The 13,506-nt window shown below is 40.8% G+C and carries 17 protein-coding genes; 2 read left to right on the forward strand and 15 right to left on the reverse strand.

Annotated elements, in window-relative coordinates; translation table 11 throughout:
- The 5 genes from WKF69_RS05255 to trmB form a co-directional block, all read right to left on the reverse strand.
- Positions 1-1,070 (reverse strand): 5'-3' exonuclease H3TH domain-containing protein (locus tag WKF69_RS05255; protein ID WP_340380093.1); only part of this gene is annotated, 1,070 nt, incomplete at its 3' end.
- 98 nt (positions 1,071-1,168) lie between these two features.
- A complete protein-coding gene (locus WKF69_RS05260) occupies positions 1,169-1,738 on the reverse strand; it encodes a DNA-3-methyladenine glycosylase I (RefSeq protein ID WP_340380095.1) in 570 nt (189 codons plus the stop codon).
- 28 nt (positions 1,739-1,766) lie between these two features.
- Positions 1,767-2,120: a carboxymuconolactone decarboxylase family protein gene (locus tag WKF69_RS05265; protein WP_340380097.1), complete on the reverse strand. Its 354-nt coding sequence runs from the start codon at positions 2,118-2,120 to the stop codon at positions 1,767-1,769.
- 18 nt (positions 2,121-2,138) lie between these two features.
- A complete protein-coding gene (locus tag WKF69_RS05270; protein ID WP_340380099.1) occupies positions 2,139-2,474 on the reverse strand; it encodes an MGMT family protein in 336 nt (111 codons plus the stop codon).
- Complete coding sequence (gene trmB, locus WKF69_RS05275; protein ID WP_340380101.1) at positions 2,474-3,124, reverse strand: tRNA (guanosine(46)-N7)-methyltransferase TrmB; 651 nt, start codon at positions 3,122-3,124, stop codon at positions 2,474-2,476. The genes WKF69_RS05270 and trmB overlap by 1 nt, the downstream gene beginning before the upstream one ends.
- Before the next feature lie 57 nt (positions 3,125-3,181).
- Here trmB and WKF69_RS05280 point away from each other — a divergent pair, with 57 nt between their 5' ends.
- Positions 3,182-4,120: a GDP-L-fucose synthase gene (locus tag WKF69_RS05280; RefSeq protein ID WP_340380103.1), complete on the forward strand. Its 939-nt coding sequence runs from the start codon at positions 3,182-3,184 to the stop codon at positions 4,118-4,120.
- A 64-nt stretch (positions 4,121-4,184) separates the two neighbouring features.
- Here the strand turns inward: WKF69_RS05280 and WKF69_RS05285 are convergent, their stop codons facing one another.
- The 7 genes from WKF69_RS05285 to WKF69_RS05315 all read right to left on the reverse strand — a co-directional run bounded on the left by WKF69_RS05285 (position 4,185) and on the right by WKF69_RS05315 (position 9,382).
- Complete coding sequence (locus WKF69_RS05285; RefSeq protein WP_340380105.1) at positions 4,185-4,655, reverse strand: hypothetical protein; 471 nt, start codon at positions 4,653-4,655, stop codon at positions 4,185-4,187.
- Positions 4,645-5,004: a phage holin family protein gene (locus tag WKF69_RS05290; protein WP_340380107.1), complete on the reverse strand. Its 360-nt coding sequence runs from the start codon at positions 5,002-5,004 to the stop codon at positions 4,645-4,647. The genes WKF69_RS05285 and WKF69_RS05290 overlap by 11 nt, the downstream gene beginning before the upstream one ends.
- Positions 5,005-5,019: 15 nt before the next feature.
- Entirely contained in the window at positions 5,020-5,346 is a 327-nt protein-coding gene (locus WKF69_RS05295; RefSeq protein WP_340380109.1) for a YtxH domain-containing protein, read from the reverse strand.
- Positions 5,347-5,411: 65 nt separating this feature from the next.
- Positions 5,412-6,455, reverse strand: a complete 1,044-nt coding sequence (locus WKF69_RS05300; protein WP_340380111.1) for an AI-2E family transporter — start codon at positions 6,453-6,455, stop codon at positions 5,412-5,414.
- 71 nt (positions 6,456-6,526) lie between these two features.
- Positions 6,527-7,930, reverse strand: coding sequence for a sigma-54 dependent transcriptional regulator (locus WKF69_RS05305; protein ID WP_340380113.1), 1,404 nt, complete (start codon positions 7,928-7,930; stop codon positions 6,527-6,529).
- Positions 7,931-8,138: 208 nt separating this feature from the next.
- A complete protein-coding gene (locus WKF69_RS05310) occupies positions 8,139-8,915 on the reverse strand; it encodes an enoyl-CoA hydratase-related protein (RefSeq protein ID WP_340380115.1) in 777 nt (258 codons plus the stop codon).
- Between the two features lie 47 nt (positions 8,916-8,962).
- Complete coding sequence (locus WKF69_RS05315) at positions 8,963-9,382, reverse strand: cobalamin B12-binding domain-containing protein (protein WP_340380117.1); 420 nt, start codon at positions 9,380-9,382, stop codon at positions 8,963-8,965.
- Between the two features lie 123 nt (positions 9,383-9,505).
- Between WKF69_RS05315 and WKF69_RS05320 the strand changes: the two genes are divergently transcribed.
- On the forward strand, positions 9,506-11,176 hold the full coding sequence (locus WKF69_RS05320) for a glutamine--tRNA ligase/YqeY domain fusion protein (RefSeq protein WP_340380119.1): 1,671 nt from the start codon (positions 9,506-9,508) through the stop codon (positions 11,174-11,176).
- On the opposite strand, the gene WKF69_RS05325 is transcribed toward WKF69_RS05320, so the two are convergent.
- The 3 genes from WKF69_RS05325 to WKF69_RS05335 all read right to left on the reverse strand — a co-directional run bounded on the left by WKF69_RS05325 (position 11,177) and on the right by WKF69_RS05335 (position 13,504).
- Positions 11,177-11,983: an N-acetylmuramoyl-L-alanine amidase gene (locus tag WKF69_RS05325; RefSeq protein ID WP_340380121.1), complete on the reverse strand. Its 807-nt coding sequence runs from the start codon at positions 11,981-11,983 to the stop codon at positions 11,177-11,179.
- A 170-nt stretch (positions 11,984-12,153) separates the two neighbouring features.
- Complete coding sequence (locus tag WKF69_RS05330; protein WP_340380123.1) at positions 12,154-12,519, reverse strand: response regulator; 366 nt, start codon at positions 12,517-12,519, stop codon at positions 12,154-12,156.
- Positions 12,520-12,688: 169 nt separating this feature from the next.
- Positions 12,689-13,504 (reverse strand): DUF4249 domain-containing protein, encoded by an 816-nt coding sequence (locus tag WKF69_RS05335; protein ID WP_340380125.1) that lies wholly within the window; start codon positions 13,502-13,504, stop codon positions 12,689-12,691.
- Positions 13,505-13,506: the final 2 nt, after the last annotated feature.

A 13,506-nucleotide genomic window follows, 5' to 3' on the forward strand; every position in this document is an offset into this window, starting at 1 on the left:
ATTAATTCCTTTCTTTTTTCCGGGGTATCTACAAGCATATAATTATGCTCTGTGTTATCAATGTTCTTTGAAGCCGGAACTTTCTCGGCGTAAGGATCAATTGGTTTTGCAGTGGTAGTGTTACTGGATGCTGACTGGCTGGCAAACATATCCATCTGGCCACTCGTGTTAGTAGCAGCTTTACCATCGTTCACACTAAATTCTTCCCCAAAGACACGTCTTCCCAACGTGCGGAATTCAAGCTCTGCAAATAGAGGCTCAAGTACTTCCCTATTAGGTTCATCAATATGAAGGGCATCTACATCAAGTTCAACCGGGGCGTTCAGCATAATTGTTGCCAATTTTTTTGAGATGAGTCCCTGTTCAGCGAAATTTTCTACGTTTTCGCGAAGTTTTCCTTTTAACTCGTGACTGTTTGCAATGATATTTTCAACCGACCCATACTGTTTGATAAGCTGTTTAGCCGTCTTTTCTCCAACTCCGGGAATGCCAGGAATATTATCAACAGCATCCCCCCATAATCCAAGGATGTCTATAACCTGTTTGACATTTTCAATTTCCCATTTTTCCAGAATTTCTTTTACGCCCAATATTTCCATCCCATTCCCCATTCGCGCGGGTTTATAAATAAAAATATTTTCGGAAACCAGCTGTCCGAAATCTTTATCAGGTGTCATGCAATAGACTGTGAATCCCTCTTTCTCTGCTTTTTTCGCGAGTGTGCCAATAATGTCATCCGCTTCGTAGCCATCAGAAAACACACACGGTATGTTAAAACCTTCGATTAACTTAACGATATAGGGAATAGCGAGAGCAAGGTCTTCCGGCATCGCCTGACGGTGAGCTTTATAATCCGCAAAATCCGTGTGGCGTTCAGTGGGAGCATCGGTATCAAATACCACCGCCATGTGAGTTGGCTGTTCTTTCTTAAGAACCTCAAGCAGGGTATTGGTGAAACCCATGATCGCAGATGTGTTCAAGCCACCAGAGGTAAATCTTGGGCTCTTGCTTAGTGCAAAGTGAGCTCTGTAAATTAGAGCAAAGGCGTCAAGTAGGAAGAGTTTCTTCATTGCGAATGAGGTAATTGTATCAGATCGAAGTCTGGATTTTTTAATCTAAGGCGTTCTCTCAAAGTTAATAAACTAATTAATCTCTGTAGGTCTTATCCTCATTTTGCCAGACAGCCATCAATGTGGTCGTTCACCATTCCTGTGGCCTGCATGTGGGCATAACAAATCGTTGTGCCGAAGAACTTAAACCCGCGCTTCTTCATATCGGCACTGATGCGGTCTGATAGTTCAGTTCGGGCCGGAGCACTTTTGTGATCTTTCATGGAATTCACGATAGGCTTTTTATCGGGAAGAAATCCCCAGATAAAATTTGAGAAGCTTCCGTATTCTTGCTGAATATCCAGGAACAAACGCGCGTTGTTAATTGCGGCTTCAATCTTTTGGCGATTTCGGATGATGCCACTGTCCTGCATTAAATGCTCAACATCAGTTTGAGTAAACTTCGCCACTTTTTTGGCATCGAAACTTGCAAAAGCATTACGATAATTTTCACGTTTGCGTAATACAGTGATCCAGCTAAGGCCAGCTTGAGCGCTCTCCAAAACCAAGAATTCGAATAAAATTTTGTCGTCATAAACAGGCTTTCGCCATTCTTCATCATGATATTTAACGTACAGCGGGTCGGTACCACACCATCCGCATCGAACTACAACGTGTTCTTCTTTCATTGCCTGTTATTACAAATAAGCGTTTAACTCAGATCGAGGGACCGGCACCCAGTTCATCCCAATACTCAACAGCCCTTCTGTAATGTGGGATTACGATAGAGCCACCAACCAGATTCGCGATCATGAAAATTTCGTTCATTTCCTCAGTATTTACGTCTGCTTCATGGCATTTGCCAAGATGATATTTAATACAATCATCGCATCTCAATACCATGGAGGCTACAAGTCCGAGCATTTCTTTGGTTTTTACATCCAATGCTCCTTCGGCGTAGCTTGTTGTATCCAGGGCAAGGAAACGCTTTATGTTTGTATTAGCACTGTCCAGGATGCGGTCATTCATCTTAGTGCGGTAGTCATTAAACTCTTCTACTAATTTTCCCATTTGTTTATCATTTTGACTCTAAAGTTCAAGTTCGATAGCCGGATCCCAAAATAAGATTTTGAAATCCTTGACTCCATCATTTACAATTTTGATTCCTTCGTTTTCCAAAAGCTGCTGCATCATATCGGGAGCCCCGAAATGAAACTTTCCTGTAAGAAGGCCATTTCTGTTTAACACCCGGTGAGCCGGAACGGGAGGAACAGCTGTACCGGCCGCATTCATAGCGTAGCCAACCATTCGTGCAGATCCCTTTGCTCCAAGATAGGAAGCAATAGCTCCGTATGAGCTAACTCGCCCAGCCGGAATGAGCCTGACAACCTGGTAAACCTGATCGTAAAAACTCATCTCTTCCATTATGCGAAGTTAAATTTCAGGTAATTGATGCTTTTATTAGATGCAAGATACTTCTTCTCATAATAGGTTTTGATAGAAAGAACCTCATCAGCAAACTCAGAATTGTACAGGTCTGCAGTGTTTATTTGCAGCTCAAATCCCGGCTCACTGACTTGCTTAAAAGTATACAGATATAATGAATCGCTGTCTGTTTTCAGGTGAACCGATCCGGCGTTTTTAAGGATGATTTTATACATTGAAAGAAACCGGGGTGAAGTAAGCCGTTTCTTTTCGCGGCTAATTTGAGGCTGCGGATCCGGGAAGGTTACCCAAATATCACTGATTTCGTTTTCACTAAAATAATCCAGAAGATTCTCAATCTGAATCCGCAAAAATGCAACATTTTCAATACGATCTTCAAGTGCTGTCTTAGCGCCACGCCAAATTCGGTTTCCTTTGTAGTCTAATCCGATGAAGTTTATCTCCGGAAATAGTCTGGCTAAATTGACCGTATATTCGCCCTTCCCACAGCCCAATTCTAATACTACCGGATTATTATTATTAAAGTGTTTAGTTGACCACTGGCCCTTAAGCTCTTTGCCATCTTCAAGTTCAATGACATTATTAAACGCGGTTATCTCGGCAAAGCGCCGTAATTTATCCTTACCCATTTCTTATTATTAAAACTTGTAAAAATAGTTTTATCTTCGCATCATTAGTATAAACAGGTGGAAAAGAGAGCCAAAATATATATCGCAGGTCACCGGGGAATGGTAGGTTCGGCGATTTTTAGAAAGCTCAAGCGGGAAGGCTTTAGTAATTTAATTACACGAAGCTCTAAGGAACTCGATCTCAGGGACTCTAAGCAAGTCTCGAATTTTTTTGCTGCGGAGCAACCCGAATATGTCTTCTTAGCAGCAGCAAAAGTAGGTGGGATTATTGCGAATAAGACATACAAAGCAGATTTCATTTATGAAAATCTGGCGATCCAAAACAATGTAATCCACCAAAGTCACATCAATGACGTTAAGAAACTAATGTTTTTGGGGTCAAGTTGTATTTATCCCAAAATGGCTCCTCAGCCTATAAAAGAAGAATATATATTAACGGGCACACTGGAATCTAGCAACGAGCCTTATGCTATTGCAAAAATAGCTGGTATCAAAATGTGTGAGGCGTACCGGTCTCAATATGGACGTAATTTTATATCCGTGATGCCAACGAATTTGTACGGATATAATGATAACTATCATCCGCAAAACTCACATGTTCTTCCTGCGTTAATTCGCAAATTTCACGAAGCAAAATTGAGCTCAGCGCAGCAGGTGACTGTCCTTGGAACGGGAACTCCGTTAAGAGAGTTTTTATTCTCGGATGATTTGGCTGACGCTTGTTTTTTTCTCATGCAAAATTATGATGAGCCACAATTGATAAATATTGGCACGGGAAAAGACCTGTCAATAAAAGATTTGGCTTTACTTATCAAGAATATAACCGGCTATGAAGGACATATTAAATTCGATTCTTCAATGCCTGACGGCACTCCAAGAAAGCTGTTGGATGTTTCGAAATTGCATTCTTTAGGCTGGAAGCATAAGGTTGATTTGGAGAACGGAATTAAAATAGCATATGAAGATTTTAAAAAAAATGTCTTCACATCAGCCTAGCTATCACAGCAACTGATTAAAATAAAAAAACCCATCTCAAATATGCTTAGGATGGGTTTTTCTTTTAATATGTTTCACTATCGGGAGGAATACCATAATCTGGTAGGACAGGTACTTTCCTCGTTTTTGGTCTCGGACTCTTTATCCAGTGCGTAACCTTATCAATGATGTCAGTGATGCTATCTTTGTTTACATTCTTCGCAGCCTTTTGAGATACCATTGCGACAACAGATTTCATCAGAAATCCTGACTGCGGAAAGAGAAATCTGTTTAAGGCGAGAGGAAGGCCAAGCCTGAAAATATTCGTCACCCAGTCTTTATCTTTATGTTCTTTTTTTGTCAGGTCTTCTGGGTCGTCTCCAAACATCTCAATAAAGAAATCGCTGATTTTGTTGTAAACTAAAACTGGAAAATGTAGACGGGCTTTAATTCTGGCAGTAACCTTTGTAAGCTCAATCTCCTGATTGACGCGTTGTGCACGCAAGCGATTTAGCTCGGTGCATAGCTCGTGAAGATTTTCGATTTTAGGCCTCATGTTTTTTTTCTCTAAAGAACTTTTTAATTGCGGCATTAATAATGTGTTTCTCCACATATTTATCTTTTACCGCATAGAAAACTATCGCCATCAAGAAGTAAAAACCGGTAACAATTAGAAAACCAGAATAAGTGTTGCCAACAACTTCGGATAGATAAAATCCGGCGGCAAGGCTTCCAAAAAGGACGCCAAGCACACCAAAAAGAAGAACAAGACCATCGGTAGCTAAATTGGCAAATAGTTGAGAGCCCTTTTCAACGGCCGAAAGAATAGCAATTTCTTTGCGAACGTCTACATACTCTTTTACTTTACCTATTATTTCCCTGGCATCCAGTTCTTTTTCTTCCATTTTTAATAAAATTGATTATGATTGAGCATTGCTGAGATTTTTCTCGGTTTTGCTTGCTACACCTGAAGCCGCTTTACTCACAGTTTCCTTTGCAGCTACGTATTCTTCTTCAGCACCTTTTAACTTGCTTTTTATTGACTCAACCACTTTATCCTTAAATTCGCTAAGGTTGCCGATCTCGTCTGCTGCACGATCCCTTATACTATCGCCAAGGTTTTTTAATGAATCATTTAACTTATCACGTGTTCCAGATCCTTTTTCAGGGGCAAACAATAGCCCTATAGCAGCTCCTGCGGCTAATCCTGCGAGCATTGCTGCCAAAATTTTTGAGTTGTCCTTCATGTTAATAATTTTAAGGTTAATATTTATTGTTAATAATACAAATCAACCGTATAAACTGTTTTTAATTATTCATCTTCACCTGATTTCAGCTTTTCTAACCTTTCGCTAGCTAGCTTGCTGGTTTCATAGATCCTTATCGTGAGTATGAAGTAAGACAAAAGCAAGGGGCCGAAAACCAGCCCAAGAATTCCGAATATCGGTATCCCTATGATAACTCCTACAACCGTGATGATGGGATGAGTATCAGATACATTTTTAGCAATGATCAGCCGGATAACATTGTCGATATTAATAATCACAATAAGACCCCATAGTAACAGCCCCCAGCCGCCTGACGTATTACCGCTGGCCATAGCAATAAGCGCCGCTGGAACGAAAACAACAGGAGCTCCAACTACAGGTAAAAACGACAGGAAAGTTGATATCACTCCCCAAAATATTGGATCGGGAATATCGAACATAAAAAAACCGATACTTACCAGTGCACCCTGAACAATGGCTATAAATCCTTGCCCCAGTACGTTCGAGTAGGTGGTCATTTTTAATTCTGTCGCAAACTTTAACGCGTTCTGTTCTCTGAACGGAGCATATTTAAGCAAGCCGGCCTCAAACTGTTGCTTTTGAACAAACATAAAGTAGAGCAGGAAATACATTACAACGAGTCCAAGCACAATGTTGGCAGCGCCGCTCAGCACCGACGGGAATAATTCCTCTGCTACCTGGTTCATTTTCTCCATTGCTTTATCGAAAAGATCCGGCTGGTCGATCTTTGCGCCTATAAAATCATCGATTTTATGCATTAGGTTTTTTATCGCGATAGGATCGTCCTGAAATTCAGAAACTTTATCGATAACCAATACGCTTAGGGTTAGGAAAGGAAGTACAATGATAACCAGAGAGAGAAATATAATCAGGGTAGCAGCAATCCATTTCTTCATATTCCATTTCTCAACGAAAAAAGTAAAAATGGGAACCAAAATAGTATATAGAACGATAGTGCTTAACAAGGTGCCAGCAATGGTACGTAATGAATAGAGTACGAAACATCCTAAAATTATCAGGATGGCTAATACAATTGTATTTCGTTGCTTATAGCTATAAATGGACATACTAACTTTGCTTATAAAAAAACCCTGCTATCATAACAGGGTTTTTATATTTTGTTTTATCCGAATTGAAATTAATCTAAATTAATAGCCTTCATTTTATTATAAAGCGTCTTCCTGTCTATATTAAGAATTTTAGCTGCTTTGGTTTTATTGAAATTAACCTCTTTGAGAACCTTAAGAATTGTCTCGTATTCAGCCTCCATCGCGGCATTCTTCAAGTCATGTCTGTTATTATTGACATTGACATTAGCTTCAAATGTGCTTTCAATTGCCGATACCTTAGCGAAAGTCGATATCTCAAGCGGCAATGCTTTCAGTAAGATTTCTGAGCCTTCTGTAAGTAAAGTCGCTCTTCTAATCACATTTTTCAATTCCCTTACGTTTCCCGGCCAGTTATAAGTCATAAAGCAGTCCACTACTTCCGGAGAGAAGTCGGTGACATTTCTGTTCAGCTCACTATTTGCAACCCTTAAGAAGTGTTCAGCGAAAGTGATGATATCCTTACCTCTTTCTCGTAGTGGCGGTATGGTTATGCTGAACTCGTTAAACCGATGGAAAAGGTCTTCTCTGAACCTGCTTTTTTGAATGGCATCCATTAGGTTTTCGTTGGTTGCCACAATAATCCTTACATCAAGATCAATTTCTTTAGTGCTTCCAATACGTTTTACCTTACGTTCCTGAACCACCCGTAAGAGAGCGGCCTGGATATCATAAGATAAGTTGCCTACCTCATCAAGAAATAATGTACCGCCGTTTGCCATTTCAAAGTGGCCGATCTTGGTATATAAGGCTCCGGTAAAAGATCCTTTTTCATGTCCGAAAAACTCACTTCCAGCCAGATCTTTGGTTAAAGAACCGCAATCCATCGCAATGAATGGCTTATCTTTTCTGGGGCTGCTTAAATGAATGCTTTTTGCAACTGATTCTTTACCTGTCCCGCTTTCACCGCTTAGGATAACACTGTAATTTGTTGGCGATACCAGCTTAATTTGCCTGATAAGCTCCTGGGAAGCAGCGCTTTTTCCTACTACAAATTCTTCAAGAACGATATCAGAATTCTGATCACGATTCTTATCTGACTCACTTGACGTGCTGACAGGCTGGTTTATTATTTTTTGAGCTTCAATAGCTTTATTAATCGTATTGAGAATTTCGTCGGGGTATAGCGGCTTAGTAATGTAATCGTAAGCCCCCATTTTAATAAGCTCCACAGCCAATTTTATGTCCGAATACCCTGTGATAATAATTACGCCCGTGTCGGGATATGATGTCTTAATTTTACGAAGCATTTCCCTTCCATCGGTGTCTTCTAACCGAAAATCACAAAGAACCAGATGGAACGTCTCTCTTGACATTAGCTCCAACGCATTTGTGCCGTTAGTACTTGTCGCAACTTCGAAACCGTTTCGGGTTAGGAATTTTGACAAAATAAGGCCTATGTTTATTTCATCATCGATAATTAGGATCTTGTTCATAGGGTGAAGAATTCCATAAAACAGGTGCAGGTATCAGGAAACAGTGCAATATAGTAAAAAATAACCGAAATGGGAAATTTTTTCTACACTTTTAGGCCCGTTTTTGACTGAAATTTTTTGTCTGCTAAAGTATTGTTACGTACAGAAAGAGGTGAAAGTTCGGAGATTTTCGGAGTAATTGGATTTGGATAATGGATAAAGACTAAACTTAGTTGCCCGTAAACTCGGCTTTTCTCTTATTCAAGAATGCCTCAACGCCCTCTTTGAAGTCTTCGGAACCAAAACATCGTGAAAACTCTTCGATTTCAATCGCATATCCATTTTTACCGTCGGAAAGTCCGGCGTTGACTGCCCTGATTGCACTTGCTACAGCAAACGGCGATCTGGTTATGATCTTGTTAAGTATCTCTTCTGCCCTTGCCAAAAGCTGTTCTGCTTCAACTACGTGATTAACCAACCCACTGCAATGAGCTTCCTCCGCTGTGACCATGTCGGCCGTCATGATCATTTCAAGTGCGCGGCCTTTTCCGATAAGTTGTGCCAATCGCTGGGTACCGCCATATCCGGGTATGAGCCCCAGGCTGACCTCAGGAAGTCCCATTTTGGCATTGGAAGAGGCAACTCTAATATGGCACGCCATCGCCAGCTCTAACCCGCCGCCTAAAGCAAAACCATTGATAGCCGCTATTACTGGCTTACCTCCATTCTGAATGAAATCAAAAACGTTGTCGTGCCCATCCTTGGCCAACTGCTTACCCTCTTCGACATTGTACGCAGCAAACTCCGAAATATCTGCACCAGCTATGAAAGCTTTAGGCCCAGCACCAGTAATAATAACACCCCGGATGTCCGTGTCGTCAAATGCATCAGACACCGCTTTGTGAAGCTCTGAAAGAGTATCTCTATTTAAGGCGTTTAGCTTGCTTTCGCGATTAATAGTTATCGTAAGAATATGGTTGCGCTTGTCGAGTAGAAGGTTATTCATGATCAAATATGAATTACAGATTAAAGTTGCTGATGATTAAAAGAGGCTTAAAACTGCCTGTTGACTGACACCCATTCTTTGATATAGTTAACAATATCATTAGTAGTAGTTCCAGGCGGAAAAAGCTGGCCAACGCCGATTTCGTTAAGTGTCTTCATGTCGTCTTCGGGAATTATGCCACCCCCCGTTAGTAATACGTCATCAAGCCCTTTCTCTTTCATAAGTTTGGCGATCTTCGGGAAAACAGTCATGTGCGCACCTGAAAGTATCGAGACCCCAATCGCATCAACATCTTCCTGCAAAGCCGCATTAACTACCATTTCAGGCGTCTGGCGTAAGCCGGTATAGATCACCTCCATTCCTGCATCTCTAAGAGAGGTTGCAATAATTTTAGCTCCGCGGTCGTGGCCATCAAGGCCGACTTTTGCGACGAGCACACGTATGGGGCGATTGGAGGTTGTAGGCATGATGTAAAAGTAAGAAGAAATTCGGATTGTGTTTTGCAGGGATAGTAGGCTAATATGGGGTAACGTGTAAAAATGTGCCTGCCGAAACTTAATTTTGCTATTTTTGTACCCTCAAAGTAGATTATGATTGAAGAGAGATCGTTAAATTTTTTGGAAGAGATTATTGAAGAAGACCTTCGCAATGGCAAGAATGATGGCCGTGTGCTTACCCGTTTTCCGCCTGAGCCTAATGGGTATCTCCATATCGGCCATGCAAAATCTATCTGCCTGAATTTTGGGATCGCTCAAAAATATAATGGTAAAACTAATCTCAGATTTGATGATACCAATCCGAGTACCGAAGAAACTGAATATGTTGATAGCATTCGCGATGATATTCACTGGCTAGGATTTGAATGGGATAAGGAACTCTATTCATCTAATTATTTCGATGAACTTTATCAATTCGCAGTCACCCTGATTGGAAAAGGCCTTGCCTATGTTGATGACAGCACTGCTGAGGAAATTGCTGCAGCGAAAGGAACCCCTACTGAGCCTGGAACTCCAACACCTAATCGGAGCCGGAGTATTGAGGAAAACTTGCAGCTTTTTGATGAAATGAAAGCGGGAAAGTATCCGGATGGAGCGAAAGTTTTACGAGCTAAGATCGATCTGGAATCCCCTAATATGCATTTACGCGATCCATTGATGTATCGTATTAAACATGCTCATCATCACCGTACCGGAAATAAATGGTGTGTTTATCCAATGTATGATTTTGCCCATGGCCAGTCGGACGCGACGGAAGAAATTACTCATTCGATCTGTACTTTGGAGTTCATTCCTCATCGTCCCCTGTACGAATGGTTTATTAATGAATTGAATGTTTTCCCTTCAAAACAATACGAGTTCGCCCGGTTGAATATGAATTTCACAGTGATGAGCAAGAGAAAATTGCTTCAACTGGTGAATGAAAAATATGTTACAGGCTGGGATGATCCACGCATGCCAACAATAAGTGGTTTACGCCGCCGCGGATATACCCCTCTGTCTATCAGGAATTTTTGTGAGCGTATAGGAGTCGCTAAACGCGAAAACCTGATTGACTTAAGCTTACTGGAATTTTGTATCCGGGAAGACCTTAATAAAACAGCACTCAGACGGATGGTTGTTATGGATCCTGTTAAGGTTGTGATCACTAATTACCTAAAGGATCAATCGGAAGTGATGCACGGGGAAAATAATCCGGAAGCAGAAGATGGAGGTGGTTCAAGGGAGATACCTTTCAGTGCAGAAATCTGGATTGAGCGTGAGGATTTCATGGAAGAAGCACCTAAGAAATTTTTCCGCCTCAGCCCGGGCTTGATGGTTCGTTTAAAGAATGCTTACATAGTAAAATGTGATAATTTTTTCAAAGACGAGAATGGCCGTGTTTCTGAAATCCATTGCACCTATATAACTGAATCAAAAAGTGGCTCGGATACCAGCGGAATCCATGTTAAAGGAACTATCCATTGGGTAAGCGTTAAACACGCAAAGAATGCTGAAGTTCGTTTGTATGACAGGCTTTTCAGGGTTGAAGACCCATCAAATGAAGATGGGGATTTTAAAGAGTATATCAACCCCGACAGTTTGAGCGTAATCAAAAATGCGTTTATAGAGCCTGATCTATTGAATGCGCGCCCGGAATTAGGATATCAATTTATTCGTAAAGGATATTTTAACCTGGATAGTGACTCGACATCAGACAATCTGATTTTTAATCGCACAGTAACGCTTAAAGATGCCTGGGCAAAAGAGGTTAAGAAAGGTTGACTATAAGTATTTCTTGTAAAGATTCAGCAGCACCTTCTTTTCGTCTTCGTTTAGAATCCCCGTAATTTCCTTTTGAATAAAATGAAGCTGGAATGCCTTGACAGCATTTACAGGATTCTTAACATCGTATCCTATAATTCTTAAAGCATCTACTGGATTAAATGCTGGCGGTACCGTATCAGCCGGCGCAGCGTCTGGCCATAAGCCAAAACCTTTGTCGGCTAATTTTTTCCAGGGGAAAGTAACATTCGGATCAACCTTTCTTCCAGGCGCAATATCAGAATGGCCAATGAAATTGGCACTTGGCACTCCATGTCTTTTTTTAAGTGTGTCAAGAACTGTCAGCAGACTATTTATTTGAGATTCAGCAAAAGGCTCGTACCCATTATTATCCAATTCGATTCCGATTGAAGAGGAGTTTATATCGGTCGCATTCCCCCATTTAGCTACGCCTCCATGCCATGCACGCAGATAGTCGTTAAGCATATGATAAACTACCCCATCCCGTCCAATAACGTAGTGAGCACTTACCTGTGTCTTAGTGACAGTAAATGTTTTGAGTGTTTGTTCCGTAGAATTTTGTGCAGTGTGATGTATGATAACATAATTCGGCTTACGAAGACCAAAATTAACTGTTCCCACGAAATCCTGACCTGCAGGATTTATCGGCGTTTTTCTTATTGTGTTAGTCAGCTCCTTTGTTTGCTTTTTATAGACCTTATTTGTTGGCGCATAAGGTGATGATGAGCAGGCTGCCACAAATGAGATGGCGGCAGAAAATAAGAAGAAACGTGTTTTTGAAATCATAATATCTTTTCTAACGGGCAATTTACAAAAATGAATTTTTTAATATGGAAGGCACCGTAAAACTCAATAACAAATATTTTAATGTCTTCAATCCTGTCAATATCAGTTTTGCTGCTCATATAGATGCAAAATTACAGATTATGCAAAGGAATTTCGACAAGAAATTATGCTCAGTTGGTGCGGCGATGGTATTGCTTTACTAAATTCAGGAGATCCTCGATAAGGAATGGCTTAGCGATATAATTATCTGCGTTACATTTTTTAGCAATTTCAGCAAGATCTTTTACAGCAGAAATCAGAATAACAGGAAGGTGTGATGTACCAGGATTCGCTTTTATTTCAAGGCATAACCGATGGCCTTTGTCTGCGCCTAAATTCTCATCCAGCAAAATCAAATGAGGATTAATTTCCTCAAGGCTTTTTATTGGTTCGGCATCTAGTGAAGCAAGCACTTCATAATCTTCGTTTTCAAGAATAAATCCTAAAAGCTCAAGAATGTCATGATTGTCTTCTATAACTACAATTTTCTTCTTCATGTACTTGTCTTAGACTGCAAATATAAGGCTAGTTTCAAAAAGTCAAATTACCACAATATTATCTATCTATTATCGAGTATAAACCACGGTTTTGACCAAGTAGTTATTTTATGAATACCGCGCAACATTCGCAGCAGGCTTTTCGATCTTAGTTAAAACACGCTTAGTGTTACTTTAGCGTTACGGTATAGGCAGATCGGGTATTTGCACTAAAGATCCCAAGGGCTCCATTGTCCAAATTACTATTCGGGTTAGAGGGTGCTACTGGCGGGCCGCCATTACCACTGATCTGGCTTATTGCAAAGTAATACTTGAAAACGTTTCTATCGATGCACTGTATCTCGACATCGACCTTGTCGCCGGTTTGTATACCATCGCCATCGAACGTAAGCAAGTCCGATGTTGCGTTACCGTCACTGAACCGATCCTCGCTGACTTGCTCCGCTGTTAGCACGCCATTAACTTTTACGATATAACGATATTGATTTTGGATCCGTGCTGGGTCTCTATAGTAAATCGCCGGGTAAACCCTTGAATTCCCAAAGAAAGCAAGCTTTTTAAAGGTAATTGAATCGGGCTTGACAGCAGTTGGCATTATTGAACTGGCTTTGTAGGTTTTGCCTCCGGTGATTACTTCTAAAATATAATTGACGCCGGAAAGCCCTCTAAAACGCTGGCTTTTGTATATACCATCGCCAGATGCTGTAAAACTATAGGTCTGGCTAGTACTCGAATAGACTGTTACTTTTGCGCCCGTAACTCCATTAAAGGCGTTAGGCTGGTCGAAAGCAATAGTTTTGGAAACTTTAACTGTATGAACTTCGGATTGGTCGCTAACGCTTCCATCAATAACAATTACCGGATCAGCTTTGGAAAGATCAGTATTTATCACCTCCTCGCACGATGAAAGAACCAGCACCATAAACATAGCGCCAAAAGCCAGGCAGTGGTTTATGGTTCTATATGATGATATAATTGTGTTCATAA

Origin of the sequence: Daejeonella sp. (assembly GCF_037719425.1) — a bacterium.
Classification (GTDB): domain Bacteria; phylum Bacteroidota; class Bacteroidia; order Sphingobacteriales; family Sphingobacteriaceae; genus Daejeonella.

What these genes read in the sequence shown, in the direction of transcription:
- WKF69_RS05260 (WP_340380095.1), bottom strand. Translation starts at nt 1,738, where the DNA reads ATGAAAGAAGAACACGTTGTAGTTCGATGCGGATGGTGTGGTACCGAC.
- WKF69_RS05265 (WP_340380097.1), bottom strand. Translation starts at nt 2,120, where the DNA reads ATGGGAAAATTAGTAGAAGAGTTTAATGACTACCGCACTAAGATGAAT.
- WKF69_RS05270 (WP_340380099.1), bottom strand. Translation starts at nt 2,474, where the DNA reads ATGGAAGAGATGAGTTTTTACGATCAGGTTTACCAGGTTGTCAGGCTC.
- trmB (WP_340380101.1), bottom strand. Translation starts at nt 3,124, where the DNA reads ATGGGTAAGGATAAATTACGGCGCTTTGCCGAGATAACCGCGTTTAAT.
- WKF69_RS05285 (WP_340380105.1), bottom strand. Translation starts at nt 4,655, where the DNA reads ATGAGGCCTAAAATCGAAAATCTTCACGAGCTATGCACCGAGCTAAAT.
- WKF69_RS05290 (WP_340380107.1), bottom strand. Translation starts at nt 5,004, where the DNA reads ATGGAAGAAAAAGAACTGGATGCCAGGGAAATAATAGGTAAAGTAAAA.
- WKF69_RS05295 (WP_340380109.1), bottom strand. Translation starts at nt 5,346, where the DNA reads ATGAAGGACAACTCAAAAATTTTGGCAGCAATGCTCGCAGGATTAGCC.
- WKF69_RS05300 (WP_340380111.1), bottom strand. Translation starts at nt 6,455, where the DNA reads ATGTCCATTTATAGCTATAAGCAACGAAATACAATTGTATTAGCCATC.
- WKF69_RS05305 (WP_340380113.1), bottom strand. Translation starts at nt 7,930, where the DNA reads ATGAACAAGATCCTAATTATCGATGATGAAATAAACATAGGCCTTATT.
- WKF69_RS05310 (WP_340380115.1), bottom strand. Translation starts at nt 8,915, where the DNA reads ATGAATAACCTTCTACTCGACAAGCGCAACCATATTCTTACGATAACT.
- WKF69_RS05315 (WP_340380117.1), bottom strand. Translation starts at nt 9,382, where the DNA reads ATGCCTACAACCTCCAATCGCCCCATACGTGTGCTCGTCGCAAAAGTC.
- WKF69_RS05320 (WP_340380119.1), top strand. Translation starts at nt 9,506, where the DNA reads ATGATTGAAGAGAGATCGTTAAATTTTTTGGAAGAGATTATTGAAGAA.
- WKF69_RS05325 (WP_340380121.1), bottom strand. Translation starts at nt 11,983, where the DNA reads ATGATTTCAAAAACACGTTTCTTCTTATTTTCTGCCGCCATCTCATTT.
- WKF69_RS05330 (WP_340380123.1), bottom strand. Translation starts at nt 12,519, where the DNA reads ATGAAGAAGAAAATTGTAGTTATAGAAGACAATCATGACATTCTTGAG.
- WKF69_RS05335 (WP_340380125.1), bottom strand. Translation starts at nt 13,504, where the DNA reads ATGAACACAATTATATCATCATATAGAACCATAAACCACTGCCTGGCT.